The sequence below is a fragment of the Enterococcus sp. AZ101 genome (genome assembly GCF_050499005.1).
GTDB classification, from domain to species: Bacteria; Bacillota; Bacilli; order Lactobacillales; family Enterococcaceae; genus Enterococcus_L; species Enterococcus_L ureilyticus.
On sequence record NZ_JBMHEZ010000003.1, the window covers coordinates 17,791 to 38,387 of the forward strand.

The following is a 20,597-nucleotide window of genomic DNA, read 5'->3' on the forward strand; positions in this document are numbered from 1 at the left end:
GTATTATCAGTGTGATAAAACAATTATCTGAAAGGAATGATACACATGACTGCAGCAGTTGGGAACAAAGACCACCAAAAGGTAATTTTAGTTGGAGATGGCGCTGTCGGATCTAGTTATGCTTTTGCCTTAGTCACTCAAAATATTGCTCAAGAAGTTGGTATTATTGATATAGATACAAAGAAAACTGAAGGAGATGCCGCTGATTTATCTCACGCATTAGCTTTTACTTCTCCTAAAAAGATTTATGCCGCTACTTATGACGATTGTCACGATGCTGACCTTGTTGTCTTAACAGCAGGTGCCGCACAAAAACCAGGTGAAACACGAATCGATTTAGTGCATAAAAATTTAAAGATCAACAAACAAATCGTCACTGCAATCGTTGATTCTGGATTTAGTGGCATCTTCTTAGTCGCTGCCAATCCAGTGGATATTTTAACTTATTCTACATGGAAATTCTCAGGATTTCCAAAAGAACGCGTTATCGGTTCAGGAACATCTCTAGATTCTGCTCGTTTCCGTCAAGCAATCGCTGAATTAGTTGATGTGGATGCCCGTAATGTCCATGCGTATATTTTGGGAGAACATGGTGATACTGAATTTCCAGTTTGGTCACATGCCAATGTAGCTGGGTTGCAAATTTACGAATGGGTCAAAAATAATCCAGACGTCGATGAAGAAGCGATGGTCAACTTATTCTTCAATGTACGAGATGCGGCTTATTCAATCATTGAGAAAAAAGGTGCAACCTTCTACGGAATCGCAGCTGCCTTAGCACGAATTACAAAAGCGATTCTAGATGATGAAGATTCTGTCTTCCCCCTATCTGTTTATTTAGATGGTGAATACGGACAAAATGATATTTATATTGGTGCACCAGCTGTGATCAACCGCCAAGGAGTCAAACAAGTGATCGAAATTCCGTTGACAGATTCAGAAAAAGATCGCATGAACGCTTCTGCTAACGCTTTGAAAGATGTAATCAAGTCAGCGTTTGAAAAATTTGAAGCTGAAAATAATTAGTAAAAGCTCTATCAGAAATCGAGATGATTTCTGATAGAGCTTTTTATTAGCCCTGATACAAAATTCCTTTTTCGGCTAACCCTTCTTTTATTCGGCTAAGTGCGTCTTCACTTTCACAACGTATCGTATGTAGATGGATACCACCGGTCAACTCGGATAATAGCGACGCACTACTTTTTTGATATGCTTTGATGAACGCTTTCACCTCTTTTTCTGTGCGGATATGCAAACCTCCTGTTAATTCACCATAAATCGGATGCTCTACCACAACATCAAGCAACTCACCACCTAAAAAGACAATTGTTCGTAATTCCTCTTCCGTTTGTTCGGGAGAGTGCTGACAGGCAATTTTCCGAATGATACCTTGTTTATTTTCTTCTTTTTCCAGCAGATATCCTCTAGCTGTTGCGATAATATCATGACCTGCAGCTCTTAAAAGGGCTACATCTCCAACCACAATTTGGCGGCTGACTTTGAACTCTTTTGCAAAACGACTGGCACTCACAGGCTTTTCTGCTGATTCTAATTCAAGTAAGATCGCTTCCCGTCTTTTTACACCATCCATTCAATTCCCTCCTGGCTCTTTTAATCCAGCTGTTTTTGCTGAAAATGTTTTGATGCGTCCATAATTCCTTGGTAAGTTTCTTTGATCACTTCTTTGTACGCATCATTTTGGATATACGTATTGATTTTTTCTAAAACTTCTTGTTCTCTTGAGGTATCTAATATCTGCTTGTCAGCAGTTTTTTTGATAGCAACAATTGCTTCTACTACATCCATACGTTCTTCTAATAATGCAACTATTTTTTTGTCTAGTGTATCAATTTTATCGCGTTGGATTGTTAAAGGAGGCTGATTCGGCTCATCCAGTTCAATTTCTTTGATGATTTTTGCAGGATTACCGCCAATTACACAATTATCTGGAAAAGATTTGGTCACGACAGCCCCTGCTGCTACAACCACATTATTACCTAGCGTTACACCTGGAGTGATGATAACACCACCGCCAAGCCAAACATTATCCCCAATCGTGATGGGTTTTCCAAATTCCAACCCACTATTTCTTTTGACTGGATGTAGAGGATGTGTGGCTGCATATAGTTGAGCGTTCGGTCCAAACATGCAATTGTCCCCAATCGTAATTGGACAAATATCTAAGAAAATACTATTAAAATTGGCATAAAAATTTTTACCAACATGAATATTAAACCCATAATCAAAACTAATTGATGGTTCAATGTAACTACCTGTTCCAGTTGTTCCAAAGGTTTCTTCCACTAATTGGCGGCGGATTTGGCTGTCTTCTTCTTTATTGATCAATTTCATCTGTTCTCTTGCAAATTTGCGAGCTGTTGCCAGTTCTGGATCACCAGCAAAATAAAGTTCGCCCTCGATCATTTTTTGTCGTTCTGATTTAATTTCTTCCATTTTAAAGCTCCTTATCCTATATTTTCAAAGACCTTCACTGCATCTTCTTTTAAAAAATAAGCATCCCTATTTAATTGAATCGGTGTTTGATTAATCACTAAAAGTGTAGCTGCGTCATTTGCATAATGAATCAAATCACAAAACGGATGCACTTGAAAGCTAGTCCCAACGATCACGATCAGATCAGCTTTTGCTATAGCTTCGATCGATACCGCTATTGCTTTTTCATCTAATCCTTCTTCATATAGAACAATATTCGGTCGAATTTGGCCACCACATTGCTCATGCCTTGCAGAAGTTAGATAAGCTTTTGCTGAAACTGCTTGACCACATTTTCTACAATAACAATCATATAAGTTTCCATGAAAATCAACAAGCTGCTGCATTTTCGCTTTGGCATGGAGGCCGTCTATATTTTGGGAAACGACCCATGCATTCTTAGTTTTTTGTAGTTCTGCTATTTTCATATGGATGATATTTGGTTTGGCATTAGGATGATATAATGTTTGCACAAATGAATAAAATTTTTCTGGTTCCTCAATCATACAAGTCTGGCTTAACAGATATTCAGGTCGTTCGATTCCTTGATAAATGCCAGACAATGAGCGATAATCTGGGATGCCTGAGGCTGTTGACACACCCGCGCCTGTTAAGAAAGTAATACGATTAGCTTGCTGGATCAGGTTTATCGCTTTCGTTTCATTAATTGTTTGCATTGTCTCATCTCCTAATAGTTTCATTATAACGTAAAGACGGAAGAGAGAGAAAACATATTCGTAGAAATAAAAAAGAATTGCGTTCATATTTGCTAATTAGGACACGAATTTTGCACGTTAAAAACAGGTGAAAAGCTTTTAATTATGTCCGCTTTATCACTGTCTTTTCATGACAAACAAAAGAGAACGTGATAGAATACTTAATGTATAAAAGTGAGGTGAAACTTCGTGGTAGCATTTATTATTTATTGGGCAGCTATTTTAGTCTGCATTGCTTGGGGTGTTCTAAGTTTATGGTTTTCGATCTATTATCTTTCACGCAAAGAAAACGGAAATCTGTGGGCGTTTGCATTCTTTAACGTTCTTGCTGGTATTATTTTGGCTATTGTTTTAGTGATTTACAAAACGTGGGATTTCGATATTACAACTTATTCAAGCTTGATTTACACAATCTTAGCTTCATATGGTGTCTTAACTGTCTTACAAGCTATTTTAGGCCGCGAACCAAAAGAAGCAGCAAAAGCTTAATTATATTTTTTGACTGTCAAAAAGTACTGAAAAGGTATTCCTTTTCAGTGCTTTTTTCTTGTTCTTTGATTAATTAGGATGACCACGATCATTTTATCTTTCACACTCTGTTTTGAGCTACTAGAAACAAATGGACTATTACCCTAAAAAAACATCTCGAGCCGTTCTACGGTCTTCTGTATTCTTTATGTCTAGTACAGCTACAATACAAACAACGCTGATTACCACAATTGTGTTTATCCAAGTTTTTTTATAATCAATTGACATGAAATCCATTATTTCCAAACAAATCTTAGGTAAACAAGCAATTGACTTTTCCAAGTAAATAACGTACACTTTATACTCGAATCGAATAATTAAATAGTACCTCAAATCGAGGTAGAGGTTGCGTTTTTTATTAAGCTTGTGGAGTGAGAGGACACGTCGAAACAAGTCTAGGAAAAATCGCCGAAATGCATAACAGCCTCCCTGTTATGTGTTGGGACGTAAGCGAACAACTTGCGGACTGTCTTAGTAGTGATGCTAAGTTGCGCTATGTTTTTGTTGAGAGTACCTGACGATATAGGCAACTATGCATTTTGCATAGTTGTTTTTTTGTGTGAAAGAAGAAGCTGTTTCAATGTATTCTTCAAAACTCTTTAAACTGAATTATAGTAAAACAAATTCAAGGATGTATAAGAAAGGAAGACAATTATGAACAAAAAATCATTTTCACTTGGCTTGTTATTTGCATTTATTTTAGTTATTTTCTGTGCTCCAGTCTTTAGTCAAGCAGAAGGAACAGAGGCTAACGGAGAATTCCGTGTTGGAATGGAGGCTGGTTACGCCCCGTTTAACTGGTCCCAAAAAACAGATGCACACGGTGCTGTACCAATTCAAGGAAATTCTTCTTATGCAGGGGGCTACGATGTACAAATCGCTAAAAAAATTGCTGCCGGCTTAGATAAAAAACTCGTGATCATTCAAACAAAATGGGATGGTCTAGCCCCTGCTCTGCAATCTGGAAAAATCGATGCGATTATTGCTGGTATGAGCCCAACGGCTGAACGACGCAAAGAAATTGATTTTACTGATCCTTATTATGAATCGCAATTAGTTGTAGTTGTTCAGAAGAAAAGCAAATTTGCAGATGCTAAAAACTTAAAGGATCTATCTGGTGCTAAAGTTACAGCACAGTTAAATACCTTCCATTATAGCGTGATCGATCAAATTCCAGGTGTGAATAAACAACAAGCAATGGATAACTTTTCAGCAATGAGAACGGCCTTGGCTTCTGGTATGATCGATGGCTATGTGAGTGAACGGCCTGAAGGTGTGACCGCTACAAGTGTGAATAAAGAGTTGGAAATGCTCGAATTCTCTAAAGAAAATGGCTTCCAAACCAATGCTGAAGATGTTCAAATCGCAGTTGGTATGCGTAAAGCAGACCCAACCATTGCTAAAGTGAATCAAATTTTATCCGGTATTTCTTCAGAAGAACGCACAAAAATCATGGATCAAGCAGTGAAAGATCAACCCGCGGCTGAAACAAGTGATAGTGAAAAAACTAGCGTTCTAGCTGATTTTAAAAATATCTGGGATCAATACGGCGGCATGTTCTTACGCGGTGCAGGTTTAACCTTGTTTATCGCATTGATTGGTACCTTTGTCGGAACAGCTTTAGGTTTATTGATTGGAGTCGTTCGTACGATTCCAGAATCCGATAACAAAGTGAAACGGTTCTTCCAAAAATTAGGCAATGGTTTGCTTTCAATTTATATTGAGGTGTTCCGCGGAACACCTATGATGGTGCAGGCAATGGTCATTTTCTATGGTCTAGCTTTAGCTTTTGGCATTTCTTTAGACCGAACGGTTGCGGCATTATTCATTGTTTCCATCAATACAGGAGCTTACATGTCGGAAATCGTTCGTGGTGGGATTTTTGCTGTTGATTCTGGACAATTTGAAGCAGCACAAGCCATTGGAATGACACATGGGCAAACTATGCGTAAAGTCATTGTGCCGCAAGTTTTACGTAATATTTTACCCGCTACTGGGAATGAATTTGTAATCAATATCAAAGATACAGCCGTTTTAAGTGTTATCGGTGTTGCTGATCTATTTTTCCAAGGAAATTCTGCCTCTGGTGCAAACTTCCAGTTCTTCCAAACATTTACGATCGTAGGGATCATGTACTTGATCATGACCTATGCTATCACACGAGTTTTACGTGTAGTCGAGAAGAAAATGGACGGCCCTTCTGCTTATGTCAAAGTTGAAGAACTAGAAAACGTAAAAGAAAGCTAAAGAGCTTTCAAATTTAGGAGGAAATAATATGAGCGCAATTATTGAAGTCGAACATTTAAGAAAAAGCTTTGGTGATAACGAAGTGTTAAAAGATATCAATGTAAACGTCACGAAAGGAGAAGTTGTCACGATCATTGGCTCTTCTGGTTCAGGTAAATCAACCCTGTTACGTTGTATCAACTTACTCGAAAAACCAACTGGAGGCAAAATCATTTATAATGGTGAAAATGTCTTAGAGCGTGGGTACAATCTGCCAAAATACCGTACTCATTTAGGGATGGTGTTCCAATCATTTAACCTATTTAATAATATGAATGTTTTAGAAAATTGTACCTCAGGACAGCTTACTGTTTTAAAGCGTAATAAAGAAGAAGCAAAGAAAATTGCGTTAGAAAATCTTGAAAAAGTTGGTATGGAACGCTTTATTGATGCAAAACCAGCCCAACTTTCCGGTGGACAAAAACAGCGTGTCGCCATCGCTCGTGCCTTATCGATGAATCCTGATGTGATGTTATTCGATGAACCAACTTCAGCTCTTGATCCTGAAATGGTCGGAGAAGTACTGAAGACTATGAAGGATTTAGCCCATACAGGATTAACGATGATCATCGTCACTCATGAAATGGAATTTGCTAAAGAAGTTTCTGACCGTGTGATTTTTATGGATAAAGGTGTGATTGCAGAAGAAGGAACTTCTGACGATATCTTTGTTCATCCAAAAGAAGAACGGACGAAAGAGTTTTTACATCGAATTTTATCAAAACCTTAAAAAATAAATCAACACTCGCTTGAGCAGTCACTGTTCAAACGAGTGTTGATTTATTTATATTGTCTAATCGTTGGTGGTGTAAAGGTAGCGATAAATGCTTGAATCGCATCTAAATCTTCAGAAAAGAAAATCTTTGCTCGGTCTGCTTCCGTTAAAAATCCATCGCGAACCATTTTATCAAAAAATTCGGCTAATAAATCATAATAGCCCTCTACATTAAAAAAGACACAGGGATTTTGATGTTCACCAACCCTTCCCCAAGAAACAACTTCTGATATTTCTTCCAACGTTCCAGGTCCACCAGGCAGAGCTAAATAGCAATCTGCCAAATCGATCATTTTACGTTTACGCTCATGCATGTCAGTAACAATATGCATTTCAGTAATCGCTTGATGTGCTAATTCACGCTCCATTAGAAATTTTGGCATCACTCCGATTGCTTTGCCACCATTGTCAATAACTGTATCGGCAAGAATTCCCATCAAACCAACATTGCCTCCCCCATAGACAAGGTCATACTTATTATTGGTCATCCATTGGCCTAACACTTTTGTTTGTTCCTGATAAATTGCTTTATTTCCTACACTTGCCCCGCAATAAACGGCCATTCTCTTCAACTAATTCCCACCTATTCTAACTGACTAACAGATTGTCATTTGATTTGATTTTTATGCTTCTTCATTCTGTGATTGATAAGAAACATCATTAAATGTTTTTAGCGTGTAATTCTGTAAATCATTTTCTTTTTCTAAAATTGTAATACTCGTATTCGCTAAGGGACCACCTTCACGCCATTGTGATTTTTCTTTTCCGATCAAGGAATTGATCAACGTAATCAACAGCACACCATGTGCTACAATTAGTACTTTTCCATCTGGGTATTTTTTACTGATTTGTTCTATTGTTTCAGTAGATCGTTTTACTAAAGAGTCGATCGTTTCACCACCAAAAGCTGTGGGATCATACAGGTCTGGTCGTTGACGTAAGTTCTTTGTTTGCTCATCTGTATGATCGATTTCAATGCCTTCACGTTTACCAAATTTGATTTCTCTTAGGCTGTCATAATAATTCACGGTTAATCCATCTAAATAATTATTTTCTTTAAGAAGGTAATTCGCCGTATCCATCGCTCTTTTTTGAGTACTGACAGCAACTGCATCAAATGATGTATCGCAAAGATAACGTCCCGCTTGGATTGCTTGTTCGATACCGATCGGTAACAACGGCGAATCGATTTTTCCTCCTTGAAATCTCAAACTCAAATTCAGTTCTGTTTTTCCATGTCTCACAAAATAAAATGTGGTCATCTCTTTTCCCTCCATTTTTGACTGTGCCTTCCTCTTGATTATGATACTACAAATAGACTATTTTTGCTTTGTTAAAAATAGCGACTATCCTCTTTTGAATAAATGACACTCATTTTTATTTTTTCTATTCTATATGCTAACATAGTAAGAAGAATGGAGGGATTTGTTTGGAGCTTCAACAGTATCAACAATGGATCAGTCATTTTTATAAAAAAAGAGGTTGGTATGCGCTCAACTCTTTTATCCGCGTCAGTTTTTTAGCTGAAGAGACAGGAGAAGTTGCGCGTGCGGTGCGTGCTTTAGAAATTGGGCGTGACCGTCCAGATGAAAAATCAAAAGCCCCAGAACATTTAGTTCAAGACTTGACTGAAGAACTCGGTGACGTGCTAGATAATATTTTTATCCTAGCTGATAAATACGATATTCGTTTCGAAGATATTTTAAGCACCCATAAGCAAAAGTTAGAAGAACGCTTTAATGAGATCGACAATCAGAAAGAAGGCATTAAATGAACAAGCAGATCACCATTCGACCAGTGGAAGAGCTCGATTTCCAACAGCTATTTGAGATAGAAAATACGATTTGGACGAATGAAAATTCTCCTGTCCTACATTATTATCATTCCGTTGACGAGTATAAGGAAAAAACAGCTGGACGCATTATTTTTGTTGCTGTTGAGGCTGACAAAGTTCATGGTTTTATAGACGTTCATCATCCCACGCCTTTGAACGCCCATCAAAAGCAATGGATGTTTGGGATCGGTGTTCATCCAGACAGCCAATCTTTTGGGATTGGTCGGCAATTATTGGATTATTTAAAGGAGGTCGCTACTAAAGAAGGGATTCATAAAATTTCTTTACGCGTTATGGGGTCTAATACTAAAGCCATTCAATTTTATCGAAAAAATGGGTTTATACAAGAAGCTTTATTTAAAGATGAATTTTTTATCAATGGTCAGTTTTGTGATGATTATCAATTTGCTTATTTCACAAGCTAATCTCAGCAGGTTTTAATGTTTTCAGAAAAACCTGTATCTCTTTCTGAAATTCGCTTGCTGTGGTCTCTTTATTCTGTTATTTTAGTTAAGAATAACGTTTAAGGAGTGTTGATGTGTGACAAAAAAATTATCATGGCGTGACTACCTTTATGTAGGTTCTATGCTATTTGGCTTATTTTTTGGAGCTGGAAATTTGATTTTTCCTGTTCATATGGGGCAAGAAGCTGGAGCAAGTATTTTTTTAGCAAACTTAGGCTTTTTGATTACAGGGATCGGGTTACCCTTTTTAGGTGTGATTGCTATTGGTATTTCAAAAAGTAATGGGGTCTTTGATTTAGCAACTCGTGTTAATCGGCGCTATGCTGTTGCTTTTACAGTATTACTATACTTGACGATTGGTCCATTCTTCGCATTGCCTCGTCTCGCTACGACATCTTTTGAGATTGGTTTGGCCCCTTTTTTGCCAAGTGATCAGCATAAATTAGTTTTAGCACTATTTTCAGCCCTATTCTTTTTTATTGCTTGGGCATTTTCACGTAAACCATCTAAGCTACTAGGTTATGTAGGAAAGTTTTTGAATCCATTATTTTTATTTTTATTAGCTATTTTAATTTTATTTGCTTTTATTACACCCTTGGGTTCGATCACTTCAGCGCCTATTGCAGAGTCATATGTTGCAAATCCATTTTTTAAAGGGTTTACTGAAGGCTATAATACACTAGATGCTCTTGCTTCTTTAGCTTTTGGGATCATTATTGTGTCGACGATTCGAGGTATGGGAGTAGAAAAACCAAATGACATTGCAAAGGATACCATAAAATCTGGTGCAATCAGTGTTGTTTTGATGGGGATTATTTATACATTATTGTCTTACATGGGTACAATGAGTGTGGGGAAATTCCCTCTCAGTGAAAATGGTGGAATTGCCTTAGCTCAGATTGCCAATCATTATTTGGGTAGCTTAGGAAGTGTTTTATTAGCCTTTATCGTCATTCTAGCGTGCTTAAAAACAGCCATTGGTTTAATTACTGCCTGTTCTGAAACATTCAGTGAGCTATTTCCAAAAGGGTCTTATGCTTTTTACATTGCCGCAGCTAGTATTTTACCTTGTTTATTTGCAAATGTTGGCTTGACGAATATTATTCAATTTTCTATTCCTGTATTGATGTTTCTTTATCCTTTGGCTATGACTTTAATGATTCTAGTGATTATCAGTCCGTTATTTGGTCATCGTAAAGAAGTCTATCGTACAACAACTTATGTCACTCTTGTGGCAGCTTTACTTGATGCTTTGAATAATGCTCCTGAATTTATTAAGAGCAATTCAGGCGTTACAACTATTTTGACTACTGCTGAGAACTACTTACCATTATTTACGATTGGTATGGGTTGGGTCGTTCCATCTGTTCTTGGTTTTATACTCGGCTTGGTTTGGATCAATCTGAAAAAAGACACTGATCTTAAATAAAAAAAAGAGGTTGGGACAGGAGTGTTTAATCCCGAGAAATAAGAAGGGATTCACGAAAATTGCTCTTCAAATTTTTGTGAATTTCAGCTTATTTCCGAAGGGATTGCTTCTGCTCGCACCGTTTATACGAATTCCTTGAGTCTGAGAGATAACTCGTAGAGTTATGATGTGACCCCCAAAAGTTGTACGTGGAAAATACAATTATTGGAGGTTATTTTTTATTTCGAGCGAAATCTTGCCTTTTTGTTAAGGATGTGTCACTAGCTGTCTACAGCTTATCGTCTTAGCTGACAAGTGCCTATATAATACAGTAGAATAGGGGCAAGGAAGTGATTAGCATGCTATATGAAGAATTGATGATGGATTCCGGAATGCTGACAAAGTTTAAACTTTTCAAACGAATCACACAAATCAATCAATCAGAGATCTCAATTACTCAATTATCTGATGAGCTATTGTTGAATTATCAACAGACATTTATTATCTTAAATGAAATCAATCATGATTTAGTTAAAGTGATTTCCAACCATCCATCCATTTTACAAAAAGCAGGAAAAATCGATAGTACCAAGTTACTCGTGACCATTGATGAATACCGTTATTTTCTCTTGAAAAAATCGGTGCCTTTTCAATTTATTCTTTATTTTTTAAACCAAGATTTTCCTAACATAGATGATTTTTGTCAACGCTATTACGTGAGTCGTTCGACAGTCTCTAGAAAGATGCTGCCTTTGAAAAAACACGTAAAGCAATTTAATCTGCGATTTACATATACTGAAGCAAATTTGACTGGGGATGAACGTGCTGTTCGAGTAGCACTTTTTGATGTATTGTGGCTTGGAACCCGTGGGACGGTTTGGCCATTTAAAAGTGTTGCCTTTGAAGATGCTGAAAGGCTTGTTGTTGCATTTTCTGAATATTTCCCCTTATCTAGAACTTACTTAGGTGCCAAAGAATTGACCTATTTTGCAGCGATTTTTCTCTGTCGAATGCGAAAGAAAATTTTTGTTTGTTATGACGACCGGTATGATTTTTTAATGATGGACAATCCGTACTATGATTTTGAGCGTCTCAACCAGGAACTTGGACCGATTCAAGCACTACCACCTAAGCACAGCAAGGGAGAAAGCAGTTTTATTTTTTTCTTAGCTCATTACGCTCCTTTTTATACTCTAGATGATGACCCTTCACTATTTCAAACATTGCATGATTTTTCGTCGCGGCCAAATCCTGTGTATGAATTAGTTCAAGAATTTCTTGCCTATGCTAAAATCAATATTTTCAAAAAGGAACCTGATGTTGTTGCTAAACCAATGATCATTGGAAATCTATTAAATATTACGTTTACCTTTTATGTGTTACGCCAACCATTTCCTAACCTTCAAAAGTTAGTAGAATTACCACGTAAAAAGAAAAAAGCTGATGAACTTCTTGAAACAAAGATTCAAGCTTTTTTTGATACAAAGGCGAAAGAAAAGGAATATAAGTTTATTTATACAATCAAAAAGCCCTTGGTCAATGCTATCAAAAGTGTCTTACTGCCGGCTTATGATAAGCCAAAGCATTCTGAACATTTAATGATTGGTGTTGCTTTTGAGCATAATTTCCTTTTAGTTAGAAGAATTTACCAATTTTTAAATGATCTAGGTTTTGTAGATTCTGCACCTTATCAGGAGGATTTGAATGAACAATATGATTTAGTGATCAGTTCTTCTTTATTGCCGAGGAAAAAGTATCCAGAATTACCCCTTTATTTTTGGGATTTATCTTATGACGAGGAAGAATTAGCTGATTTGTATCGAACAGTGCAACAGCTTTTTGAGAAGAAGAATATTATTCAAGAATAATTAAAGTAAGATTTCATGAACGAAGGTAAGACTTATTAAACCCGTTACTATGTACAATGTCCTGAAAATAGTTTTACTGATTCTCCCCCAAAAAAAGCCTGGCTAATAAGCTAGTTTATAGCACGGATACTCGTTAAAAGTTGAACATGAACTTGACTTGTAATTTTATTAATATTTAAAAAACGAAAGAGTCAAGAGTGAAGATTTGGCAGTCTTCGCTCTTGACTCTTTCACTTTGGCCAATTTAATTAGATGAAAGTTATTCATCATAAGTAGACTGATGGAAAAATTCCATATCTAATCCTTTTTCTTGTTCTTCTTCTGTTGTCTCTATTCTTGTTATTTTTGATGAAACAACTAGAATAAGTCTTGTTATGATGAATGCATACGCTGCGACGAAGCAGACACCTAAAATTTGAACGAGCAGTGCATTTAAGCCGCTAGCAGTTACTAATGAAGCACCTGTTCCGAAGATACCAATTAAAATAGTTCCAGTGAATCCACCAATGCCATGGACACCCCATACATCCAATGCATCATCCCAACCTTTTTTCTTACGAAAATCAACAGCAAGGTTACAAATAATTGCTGCGATGGCACCAATAGCAATTGCTTCTGTTGGTTTTACATATCCTGCGCAAGGGGTTATCGTTGCTAATCCTGCAACTGACCCAGTCAAAATATCCACAAAATCATAGTACCCCTTCTTAAATTTGGCAAATAAAATCCATACAGTTAAAGATGTAGCAAGTGCAACAAACGTTGAAACAAATGCATTCACTGCTTGAATATCTGCACGTAATGCACCACCAGAATTAAACCCAAACCAACCAAACCATAAAAGTCCAGTTCCGATTGCAGCAATCATCAAATTATTGTGTTGGCTTTTTTGTTGTTCCGTCAACTTTCTTTGTCCTAAGTACAAGATCGTTGCTAGAGAACCAAATCCGGCTGTCGTATGAATAACTGTACCGCCAGCAAAGTCTTTAAAGTTGAAATTACTTAAGAATCCACCACCCCAAACCCAATGGCAGACAGGGAAATAAATCAATAAATTCCAGCCAATCAACAGTAAAATATACCCTTTCATCGTCAAACGATCCGCAAAAGCCCCTGTCATAAGAGGGACGGTGATCACACAAAACATCAATTGAAAAGCAAAAAACATTAAAAAGGGAATCGTTGCCCCATGTAAAAGGTTCGCTAATGTGCCTACATTTTTCATCAAGAAGAAATCAGCTGGATTTCCGATAATACCATGAAAATCTGTACCAAATGCTAGCCCAAACCCTCCAAAAATCCACATTAACGTTGTGACTCCAACTGAAACAAATGATTGTCCCATAATGATTAATATATTATTTTTACGTGCCAAACCTCCATAGAAAAAAGCTAAACCTGGTGTCATTAAACACACCATTGCTGTACATAAAATCATAAATGCTGTATCGCCTGTATTAATTGAATTTGACATGAATTCCATTCCTTTCTTTGAATCTATTTCAATATAGTAATTCATTTTGCTACACTACTAGCAAATTATACTATTTGGCGCTCAAATTTGAGCATCAATCAAAGCTTGGACATAAGCAGATTTCGCATGCATCAATTGACTCGTTTCTATCACTTCTTCTAAATGTCCCTCTTTTAAAAAAATAAGTTTGTCACAAAAATAGGTAGCCAATTCTAAATTATGAGTAACGACTATATAATACAAGTTAAATTCTTTTTTTAAAGCAAGTAACAACTCAAGCATACGCTCCACATTAAATAAGTCTAACGAACTAAAGGCTTCATCCAAAATCAATACCTTTGCTTCCGTTAAGATGCTTCTCGCAATACAAACACGCTGAATCTGGCCACCACTTAAGTTTCTTGGTTTCTTGTCTAAGAGTTCTTCAGATAATCCCACTTTATTTAAAACAGTAATTATTTTTTCTTTTGTTTCTTGTGTTTTATTGTTTTTACTAACTGATTCTACTAATGCTTTTTCTACAGTAAAGTCCGGATTGATTGCAGAGGTGTACTCTTGAAATATCATGCTCACTGGGTTCTTTTGTTTGAGTGGCTCATTTAGTCTAAATATGATTTCCCCTGACCCTTTATCTGGTTTTTCAATACCAGCTATTAGTTTAGCTAATGTTGTTTTCCCACTACCACTTTCTCCTAAAATACCAATAATCTCTTCTGAAATACAAAGTGAAAATGGCTTTAGTCCACCGTCCATTTTTTCTCTTGGCATGAATAACCGCTCTTTGTAATACGTCTTTGATAATTGCTCAAGAACTAACCAATTTTCCATCTTTTAATCTCCAAAATGTCGAACCTATTTTATTTTTTATTCTACGCATTTTTACCAAATATGAGGTTGAATCAGTGTCCATTTTATCTATTTTTTTGTGTTCAATTTTTCTACCTGCTTCTAAAACAAGCGCCGTATCGCATAAGTAATCTACAATAGCAATATCATGTGTCGCCAAAAGTAGAGTCGTCTCATTTCGTTTTTTTAGCTGCAAGAAACTATCTAGAATTCTCTTTCTATTTATCGTGTCCAATGCACTCGTCGGCTCATCTGCAATAATCACTTTGGATTTCAAAATAAGTGCTAACCCAATTGCACAGCGCTGTAACGTTCCACCAGATAATTGAAAGGGGTATTTGTTTAAGATACTTTCTGGTAAGTCCATACTTTCCAATAACTCTTGAATCATATTTGTTCTTTCACTTACAGAAAATCGATTTTCTGTCAATGTTTCTTTCAATTGCACACCCATTTTTTCAATAGGATCAAATGCTTCTGAAGCATTTTGAGGGATGTATGTTAATTCGCGACTTAATACCGCCGAAGAATGAACATTGGTTTTCTCCTGAATAACGATTTTATTTTTAGTATCCGGAAAATAGGTAATTAATCCACTTGAATGAAGTGATTTTGGACAGATTCTCATAATCGTTTTAAGAAGTGTTGTTTTCCCACTTCCACTTGGTGCCAGAATACCTAAAAACTCATTTCTTTCTACTTGAAAAGTTAGGTTATCAAGGACTCTTTTATTTGTTTTGAGTTCATTTACGCTCAACTCTTCCACTACCAAAATTAGTGTATTTTCCATTACTTTCTCCCTCGTTACTCGCTATTCGCTTCGTTGATTCCTTCCGCAACTGCGTCTCCGATATAATTGAGCATCGCTATCACAAGAAATAGTGTGATCCCAGCAGGAATCATCTGCCAAGGCTCAACTACAGCGATTTCTCTGGATTCGTTTAACATTCTACCCCACTCAGCTGTTGGTGGCTGAATCCCAACCCCGAGAAAAGATAGCGCACTAATACTCATAATCACTGCACTAATATCTAATGTAGAGTAAACAATGATTGCCCGAATAATCGGGGGAAAAATGTGTTCTTTAAATACCCATCCTTTAGACTTTCCAGAACTTAGGGAGAAGACAACATAATTTTTTGTTTTATAATTAAGGACTTCTGTCCTGATCATTTTAACGTACCACGGAAATCGTACTATTGTCAGTGCTAAAATAATCGTCAGTAAACTAGGGCCTAAAATCCCAATAATACATAAAGACATCATTTCATTCGGTAAAGAAAGCATCAGGTCACAAAATCGCATCATTGAGGCATCGATCCAACCACCAAACATCCCAGAAATTCCACCAAAAATGAGCCCGATCAAAAGAATCAAGAAAACAATTAAAAAGGAGAGAAGTAACGTCACTCTACCGCCATATAATATCCTCGAAAAGATATCTCGACCTAACATGTCTGTTCCAAAAAAATGTTCACTACTTGGATGAGCCAATTTATTCATAATATCTTGTTTGTTTGGATCATACGGTGACAAGACATTCGCAAAAATAATACCTAAAATTAAAAGACTTAAAAAGAGAATAGAAACAAGAACTATTCTATCCTTGACTATTTTTTTCATTACATCCATCAGCTGCCTCGCTCTCTTAGTCTGGGATCAATCCTTTTGTTTAAGGAATCAATCAACAAACTACTGCTAATAAAGAACAATGACATAATCACAATATAGGCTTGCAAAACAGGTAAATCGCGGTTTCTGATTGCATTAATACAGAGAAGCCCCATACCAGGCCATGCAAAAACACTTTCTATAATGATGCTACCAGCAATCAGTTTGGGAATACTCACGCCAATCGAAACAACAGAAGAACGCAAAGAATTTTTCAATAAATGTTTCGTGATCGATTTTTTTGAAAATCCTCTTGTAAAATAATAGTCGACATATGGCAACTGTTTATTTTGCAATAAATCATTGCGAATCAACCGAATATACGAACTAGAGTAGGCCAAAGAAAGTGTCAATGCCGGCAAGAAAACTGATAATAGGCTTTCGGCCCCTCCCGTTGGTAACCAATTTAGCTTGATAGAGAACAAAAAGATCAGTAACAACCCTAGCCAAAATGATGGAATTGCATTTAAGACAAAGGTAATCAATCTTAAGACTTTTTCAGTCCAATGATTTTGATAATTAGCAGCCAAAATTCCCAGTACTAAACAGGTTACAATAATGATGATCAGTGTCACTAGAGTCAAAAATACTGTATATGGAAAAGCCTCACTGATCATACCAGCAATCGATTTACCAGTAGCATAGCTTTTACCTAAATCCCCTTTTAGAGCCTGTTGAACCCAATCAATATATCTTGCAAAAAAAGGTTGATCTAACCCCAATTCTGAACGCATCTGACGCACATTTTGTTCAGTTGGTGTGATTGCCTGGACTCTTAGTGCTACTTCAGCTGGATCATTGGATAGATACGTCAATAGGAAAAAAGGAATAAACGTTATTAAAAAAAGAAGAAGTAGGATTTTTCCACAATTTTTAATAATAGATTTAATCATTGTCACCCAACTTTCTATCCTTATTCAAAGAACATTTTTTCAAATGGTATTTCATATTGCGAATCATTAAACGTGATATTTTTAAGGTTAGCTTTACCAATTGCTTTCGTTTTCGAATACGAAATTGGGATATATATACATTGATCGTTGATGTAAGTCAAAATTTCGCTATAATCTGTTTGTCTCTGTTTTTCATCTGGCTCAATCATCACTTGTGTGATTTTATCATCCAACCATGCTTTTTTATCCAAGCCTAATTGTGCTTGATAATCTCCATGTGCCGGTATTCGCCAAGAAGAAAGATAAGATTGCGGATCGTAAGGCGTTCCCCACGACAACGAATACTGTAAATCGAACTCTCCATCTTTTTGACGATCAAGAAAATTCTGTTTTTCCTCAGAAATAATGGCTAAGTCCACTCCCACCTCTTTAAGATCCGCTTGAATCGATTGAGCGATTGTTCCTTCTTGTGCATTTTGTGAATTATAGGAAAAAGTTAGTGCTAAAGGTTTATCATCCTTCATCCGTATTCCATTTTCCCCTACTTTCCATCCTGCTTCATCTAGTAATTGATTTGCTTTTTCCACGTTGTGATTATAGCTTTTTAATTCAATATCACAATAAGGAGCCGTTTTTGGTAATAGCGTATCCGCTTTGTCTTCTGAATTGTTTAGTACACCTTTAATAATATTCTCTTTGTTGACTGCGTAAGTTAACGCTTGTCTAACCTTTAATGAACTCAGATTTTCTCGTTTACTATTTAATAGTATTGCACGAGAGGCTACTGGTTGGCTAGATACGGCTGTAAAAGCAGCCTTGTCAGCTTTCATTGCGTTATAGGCATCCATATTTAATTGGTCGCCATCTGCACCATAAATAAGATCAATTTCTCCTTTTTTTAGAGCAAGTAATAATGCTTGTGAATCTGGAATTACTTTCCAATCCACTTCTGAAACTTTTGGTTTTTCACCCCAATAATCTTCATTCACTACAAAGTGCGCATATTGATTGTCCTTGTGCGTTTCCAGTTTATACGGCCCAGTTCCCACATAGCTTGACACACCCGTTTTAGATCCCCCCTCAATAAAACTTTTAGGCGAGATAAAACGAAATGGCCTAGTCAACCCGAGTTCAATCAAGGTTGGGTAATAGGGATGTTTTAAGGTTAATTTGAAAGTCTCATCATCTACTACTTGTGTCGACTCGATTTCATTCACCATATCTAACCAAGCATGACGTTCCTTATTAGCCAAAACTGCATCAAAATTTTGCTTCACAGCATCTGCATTGAATGCCGTACCATCCGTAAATTTCACATTAGTTTGTAAAGAAAAGGTATATTCTTTACCATCATCAGAAATAGCCCAGCTTTTTGCTAACGCAGGTTTGACTTTTCCCTCTTCATTTTTGGTCAATCCTTCGAAAACCATATTTTGCGCAGCCATTTCTCCGTTATATAAATGCGGATTAATATCTCGTATATCTTTTGTACTACCATAATTTATTTGATTAGAAGATCGGCTCTCTTTTTTTGATGAATTACAGCCTGCTAAAATTAGTAGCATCATAGAGATAGTAAAAAAGAAGACTGGCATCCATTTTCTTTTCTTTGCCAACAACTCATCTCCTTTGCTATTTATTTTGTTGCTTCTATTAGGAATATAGGGGAAAACAAGAAATTAATTTTTTGAATATCACTTAGTAATTGATCATTCATATTCTCATGAATTGTAATAGATTGGAATCCACACTCTTTCAATACCTTCTTATCCCATATAGGACGGGTAATTTTTGATAAAGGCATTTCTTTAGCTAAGTCTTCCATCCAATCAATGTCTGTCCCTTCATAATAATCTTTAACAGCCATCTCTTGCGTCAATTCTCGATTTTTTTCATATTTCTCCCGAAGCGTTTCATCGTAAAGATATTTGTACCAATTTGAATCAAAATTTAGTAAGATTCCTCCTGGTTTTAATACTCGATACCATTCTTTATATGCTTCCTTTGGATTTTCTAGATTCCAAGTGACATTTCTTGTGACAATTGCATCGAAGTGTGCTGTATCAAATGTCAACTTATGGGCATCCATCAATGTCCATTCGATTTTTTCAACGAGATCACCCGCATTCAACTTTGCTTGAATCAACATTTCTTCTGTCATATCGATTGACGTCACTTCAAAGCCTTTTTCAGCAAGCAATATGGAGAGAAAACCAGGACCAGTACCTATATCAAGAATTTTTTTAACTGGGTTTTCGTTTGCATTAAAAGCACTAAGGATGACATTCTGCCATAATGCTTTTGGTTCTCCCAGTAATTCTTCATGATGCTGTTGTCCATAGGTTTCAGATCTCTTTGACCAGTAATCAATAATTTCATTTTTAAATGTCTTCTTAGCCATTTCCACACTAATTTCCCCTTTTTACTACATAACAGAACAATGCCTCGCCATTTCTTACTAAAAAGTTCGTAAAAAATCTTCATCTTGTCCATTAATTCTGGATGTAGTTGTCATTTTTACTAAGAATCAATTCAGGATAATGAAGCTGTTCTATTCGAAAATGATTGAGTGCTTGCATCAGGATATAGCGATTTTCTTCTCCACTTTTCCCCAGCGCTCGAAGCACAAAACCAGGTTTTTCTAAACTTGAAATGCCAAAATTGACAGTTGTTTCAATTTCATTTAATTTCTTTCTAATTGTTTCAATAACCTCTTTTGTACAAGAAGGACTGATAATTATCAACGTATTGTAATTCAAGCCGTCTTCAAAATAACCTAGTGCAGACATATCATTTTTCAATGGCTCTGATAGTAAATGGTCATTGTAGATTAATTCTTCATCCATATATATACTTGTTTTCATCTGTAATTCAGCGTATTGAAACGGTTGCTCATCAGCAGACCAGCCCGCTGTTACACCATCCATTAAAATTAGCGTTGCATTTTCTTTCATCTGAACGATTGTTTCTTGTTTGTAAATTGAATTTTTATAAGGAATTACTTCATCTGTTAAATATTCAAATGTGCTATTTTCTTCTAAAACCAGCTGTGTTTTTTGTGTTGTTTGTATTTTATTATCACATTTGTATACGTAAGTTGGTGCTTGAGTTGTCACGATAGCATGCGCTTCTTTGGCTACCGTAACATCCAGTTCATATTTCTCTCCCTCAAGGAAACCCCCACCCGTACTAATAAAGAAGTAATATGGTGTTTTCTCATTCGCTAATGGAATATTCGAGGACACGCGAGAATTGCCCTCATGATAAATTCTAGACGCAATGGTTCGGTTATTACGATTGGTAAATGCCATTTCAATAAGTCCGTCTGTATCTTGCCTCAT

21 protein-coding genes and 1 riboswitch are annotated in these 20,597 nt (G+C 36.4%); of the genes, 8 read left to right on the forward strand and 13 right to left on the reverse strand.

The features are described 5' to 3' along the window. Nucleotides 1–45: 45 nt before the first annotated feature. A complete protein-coding gene (locus IGJ50_RS13935; RefSeq protein ID WP_207121802.1) occupies nt 46–1,026 on the forward strand; it encodes an L-lactate dehydrogenase in 981 nt (326 codons plus the stop codon). Between the two features lie 46 nt (nt 1,027–1,072). Here IGJ50_RS13935 and IGJ50_RS13940 read toward each other — a convergent pair whose 3' ends face one another. From IGJ50_RS13940 to IGJ50_RS13950, 3 genes are read right to left on the reverse strand one after another with little or no spacing between them, the layout of a single operon-like run. Next, complete coding sequence (locus tag IGJ50_RS13940; protein ID WP_069641228.1) at nt 1,073–1,591, reverse strand: transcription repressor NadR; 519 nt, start codon at nt 1,589–1,591, stop codon at nt 1,073–1,075. Nucleotides 1,592–1,611: 20 nt separating this feature from the next. Further along, nucleotides 1,612–2,454, reverse strand: coding sequence for a chorismate mutase (locus IGJ50_RS13945; RefSeq protein ID WP_207121804.1), 843 nt, complete (start codon nt 2,452–2,454; stop codon nt 1,612–1,614). Nucleotides 2,455–2,465: 11 nt separating this feature from the next. Continuing rightward, nucleotides 2,466–3,170 (reverse strand): NAD-dependent protein deacylase, encoded by a 705-nt coding sequence (locus tag IGJ50_RS13950; RefSeq protein WP_207121805.1) that lies wholly within the window; start codon nt 3,168–3,170, stop codon nt 2,466–2,468. A 228-nt stretch (nt 3,171–3,398) separates the two neighbouring features. On the opposite strand from IGJ50_RS13950, the gene IGJ50_RS13955 reads away from it, so the two are divergent. The 3 genes from IGJ50_RS13955 (at nt 3,399) to IGJ50_RS13965 (ending at nt 6,753) form a co-directional block, all read left to right on the forward strand. Then, nucleotides 3,399–3,698, forward strand: coding sequence for a hypothetical protein (locus IGJ50_RS13955; protein ID WP_069641226.1), 300 nt, complete (start codon nt 3,399–3,401; stop codon nt 3,696–3,698). A gap of 371 nt (nt 3,699–4,069) precedes the next feature. Further along, nucleotides 4,070–4,241: riboswitch (Lysine riboswitch) on the forward strand. A 150-nt stretch (nt 4,242–4,391) separates the two neighbouring features. Continuing rightward, a complete protein-coding gene (locus IGJ50_RS13960; RefSeq protein WP_429951001.1) occupies nt 4,392–5,984 on the forward strand; it encodes an ABC transporter permease subunit in 1,593 nt (530 codons plus the stop codon). A gap of 28 nt (nt 5,985–6,012) precedes the next feature. After that, nucleotides 6,013–6,753, forward strand: a complete 741-nt coding sequence (locus tag IGJ50_RS13965; RefSeq protein WP_069641224.1) for an amino acid ABC transporter ATP-binding protein — start codon at nt 6,013–6,015, stop codon at nt 6,751–6,753. A 50-nt stretch (nt 6,754–6,803) separates the two neighbouring features. Here the strand turns inward: IGJ50_RS13965 and IGJ50_RS13970 are convergent, their stop codons facing one another. Both IGJ50_RS13970 and IGJ50_RS13975 read right to left on the reverse strand, forming a co-directional pair. Continuing rightward, nucleotides 6,804–7,361 (reverse strand): TIGR00730 family Rossman fold protein, encoded by a 558-nt coding sequence (locus IGJ50_RS13970; protein ID WP_204638571.1) that lies wholly within the window; start codon nt 7,359–7,361, stop codon nt 6,804–6,806. A 60-nt stretch (nt 7,362–7,421) separates the two neighbouring features. Further along, nucleotides 7,422–8,060 carry a histidine phosphatase family protein gene (locus IGJ50_RS13975; RefSeq protein ID WP_207121806.1) on the reverse strand — a complete coding sequence of 213 codons (639 nt, stop codon included), beginning with the start codon at nt 8,058–8,060 and terminating at the stop codon, nt 7,422–7,424. 167 nt (nt 8,061–8,227) lie between these two features. On the opposite strand from IGJ50_RS13975, the gene IGJ50_RS13980 reads away from it, so the two are divergent. The 4 genes from IGJ50_RS13980 to IGJ50_RS13995 all read left to right on the forward strand — a co-directional run bounded on the left by IGJ50_RS13980 (nt 8,228) and on the right by IGJ50_RS13995 (nt 12,372). Then, a complete protein-coding gene (locus IGJ50_RS13980; protein WP_069641222.1) occupies nt 8,228–8,572 on the forward strand; it encodes a MazG nucleotide pyrophosphohydrolase domain-containing protein in 345 nt (114 codons plus the stop codon). Further along, a complete protein-coding gene (locus IGJ50_RS13985) occupies nt 8,569–9,057 on the forward strand; it encodes a GNAT family N-acetyltransferase (protein WP_208929461.1) in 489 nt (162 codons plus the stop codon). The genes IGJ50_RS13980 and IGJ50_RS13985 overlap by 4 nt, the downstream gene beginning before the upstream one ends. Before the next feature lie 115 nt (nt 9,058–9,172). After that, the gene (gene brnQ / locus IGJ50_RS13990) at nt 9,173–10,525 is read left to right on the forward strand and encodes a branched-chain amino acid transport system II carrier protein (protein ID WP_429951003.1); all 1,353 of its coding nucleotides are present in this window, start codon (nt 9,173–9,175) and stop codon (nt 10,523–10,525) included. A 338-nt stretch (nt 10,526–10,863) separates the two neighbouring features. Continuing rightward, nucleotides 10,864–12,372, forward strand: coding sequence for a helix-turn-helix domain-containing protein (locus IGJ50_RS13995; RefSeq protein WP_429951547.1), 1,509 nt, complete (start codon nt 10,864–10,866; stop codon nt 12,370–12,372). Nucleotides 12,373–12,631: 259 nt separating this feature from the next. On the opposite strand, the gene IGJ50_RS14000 is transcribed toward IGJ50_RS13995, so the two are convergent. The 8 genes from IGJ50_RS14000 to IGJ50_RS14035 all read right to left on the reverse strand — a co-directional run bounded on the left by IGJ50_RS14000 (nt 12,632) and on the right by IGJ50_RS14035 (nt 20,597). Continuing rightward, nucleotides 12,632–13,846 (reverse strand): ammonium transporter, encoded by a 1,215-nt coding sequence (locus tag IGJ50_RS14000; protein ID WP_207120433.1) that lies wholly within the window; start codon nt 13,844–13,846, stop codon nt 12,632–12,634. Between the two features lie 81 nt (nt 13,847–13,927). Continuing rightward, entirely contained in the window at nt 13,928–14,674 is a 747-nt protein-coding gene (locus IGJ50_RS14005) for an ABC transporter ATP-binding protein (protein ID WP_069641217.1), read from the reverse strand. Then, complete coding sequence (locus tag IGJ50_RS14010; RefSeq protein WP_429951005.1) at nt 14,652–15,482, reverse strand: ATP-binding cassette domain-containing protein; 831 nt, start codon at nt 15,480–15,482, stop codon at nt 14,652–14,654. Before IGJ50_RS14010 ends, IGJ50_RS14005 begins: the two co-directional genes overlap by 23 nt. 14 nt (nt 15,483–15,496) lie before the next feature. Then, nucleotides 15,497–16,324 carry an ABC transporter permease gene (locus tag IGJ50_RS14015; RefSeq protein WP_429951007.1) on the reverse strand — a complete coding sequence of 276 codons (828 nt, stop codon included), beginning with the start codon at nt 16,322–16,324 and terminating at the stop codon, nt 15,497–15,499. Further along, entirely contained in the window at nt 16,324–17,256 is a 933-nt protein-coding gene (locus tag IGJ50_RS14020; protein WP_429951549.1) for an ABC transporter permease, read from the reverse strand. Before IGJ50_RS14020 ends, IGJ50_RS14015 begins: the two co-directional genes overlap by 1 nt. 20 nt (nt 17,257–17,276) lie before the next feature. Next, nucleotides 17,277–18,872: a nickel ABC transporter substrate-binding protein gene (nikA, locus tag IGJ50_RS14025; protein ID WP_429951009.1), complete on the reverse strand. Its 1,596-nt coding sequence runs from the start codon at nt 18,870–18,872 to the stop codon at nt 17,277–17,279. Nucleotides 18,873–18,892: 20 nt separating this feature from the next. Further along, nucleotides 18,893–19,657 carry a class I SAM-dependent methyltransferase gene (locus tag IGJ50_RS14030; RefSeq protein WP_069641249.1) on the reverse strand — a complete coding sequence of 255 codons (765 nt, stop codon included), beginning with the start codon at nt 19,655–19,657 and terminating at the stop codon, nt 18,893–18,895. Nucleotides 19,658–19,748: 91 nt separating this feature from the next. Continuing rightward, nucleotides 19,749–20,597, reverse strand: a complete 849-nt coding sequence (locus tag IGJ50_RS14035; protein ID WP_069641213.1) for an urease accessory protein UreD — start codon at nt 20,595–20,597, stop codon at nt 19,749–19,751.

Bases quoted from the DNA above. Each gene is read 5' to 3' on its own strand.
- IGJ50_RS14010 (WP_429951005.1), bottom strand. From the start codon at position 15,482: ATGGAAAATACACTAATTTTGGTAGTGGAAGAGTTGAGCGTAAATGAA.
- IGJ50_RS14035 (WP_069641213.1), bottom strand. From the start codon at position 20,597: ATGAGGCAAGATACAGACGGACTTATTGAAATGGCATTTACCAATCGT.
- IGJ50_RS13940 (WP_069641228.1), bottom strand. From the start codon at position 1,591: ATGGATGGTGTAAAAAGACGGGAAGCGATCTTACTTGAATTAGAATCA.
- IGJ50_RS13975 (WP_207121806.1), bottom strand. From the start codon at position 8,060: ATGACCACATTTTATTTTGTGAGACATGGAAAAACAGAACTGAATTTG.
- IGJ50_RS13960 (WP_429951001.1), top strand. From the start codon at position 4,392: ATGAACAAAAAATCATTTTCACTTGGCTTGTTATTTGCATTTATTTTA.
- IGJ50_RS14000 (WP_207120433.1), bottom strand. From the start codon at position 13,846: ATGTCAAATTCAATTAATACAGGCGATACAGCATTTATGATTTTATGT.
- IGJ50_RS14015 (WP_429951007.1), bottom strand. From the start codon at position 16,324: ATGGATGTAATGAAAAAAATAGTCAAGGATAGAATAGTTCTTGTTTCT.
- IGJ50_RS14030 (WP_069641249.1), bottom strand. From the start codon at position 19,657: ATGGCTAAGAAGACATTTAAAAATGAAATTATTGATTACTGGTCAAAG.
- IGJ50_RS14020 (WP_429951549.1), bottom strand. From the start codon at position 17,256: ATGATTAAATCTATTATTAAAAATTGTGGAAAAATCCTACTTCTTCTT.
- IGJ50_RS13985 (WP_208929461.1), top strand. From the start codon at position 8,569: ATGAACAAGCAGATCACCATTCGACCAGTGGAAGAGCTCGATTTCCAA.
- IGJ50_RS13950 (WP_207121805.1), bottom strand. From the start codon at position 3,170: ATGCAAACAATTAATGAAACGAAAGCGATAAACCTGATCCAGCAAGCT.
- IGJ50_RS13945 (WP_207121804.1), bottom strand. From the start codon at position 2,454: ATGGAAGAAATTAAATCAGAACGACAAAAAATGATCGAGGGCGAACTT.
- IGJ50_RS13995 (WP_429951547.1), top strand. From the start codon at position 10,864: ATGCTATATGAAGAATTGATGATGGATTCCGGAATGCTGACAAAGTTT.
- IGJ50_RS13965 (WP_069641224.1), top strand. From the start codon at position 6,013: ATGAGCGCAATTATTGAAGTCGAACATTTAAGAAAAAGCTTTGGTGAT.
- IGJ50_RS13935 (WP_207121802.1), top strand. From the start codon at position 46: ATGACTGCAGCAGTTGGGAACAAAGACCACCAAAAGGTAATTTTAGTT.
- IGJ50_RS13970 (WP_204638571.1), bottom strand. From the start codon at position 7,361: ATGGCCGTTTATTGCGGGGCAAGTGTAGGAAATAAAGCAATTTATCAG.
- IGJ50_RS14005 (WP_069641217.1), bottom strand. From the start codon at position 14,674: ATGGAAAATTGGTTAGTTCTTGAGCAATTATCAAAGACGTATTACAAA.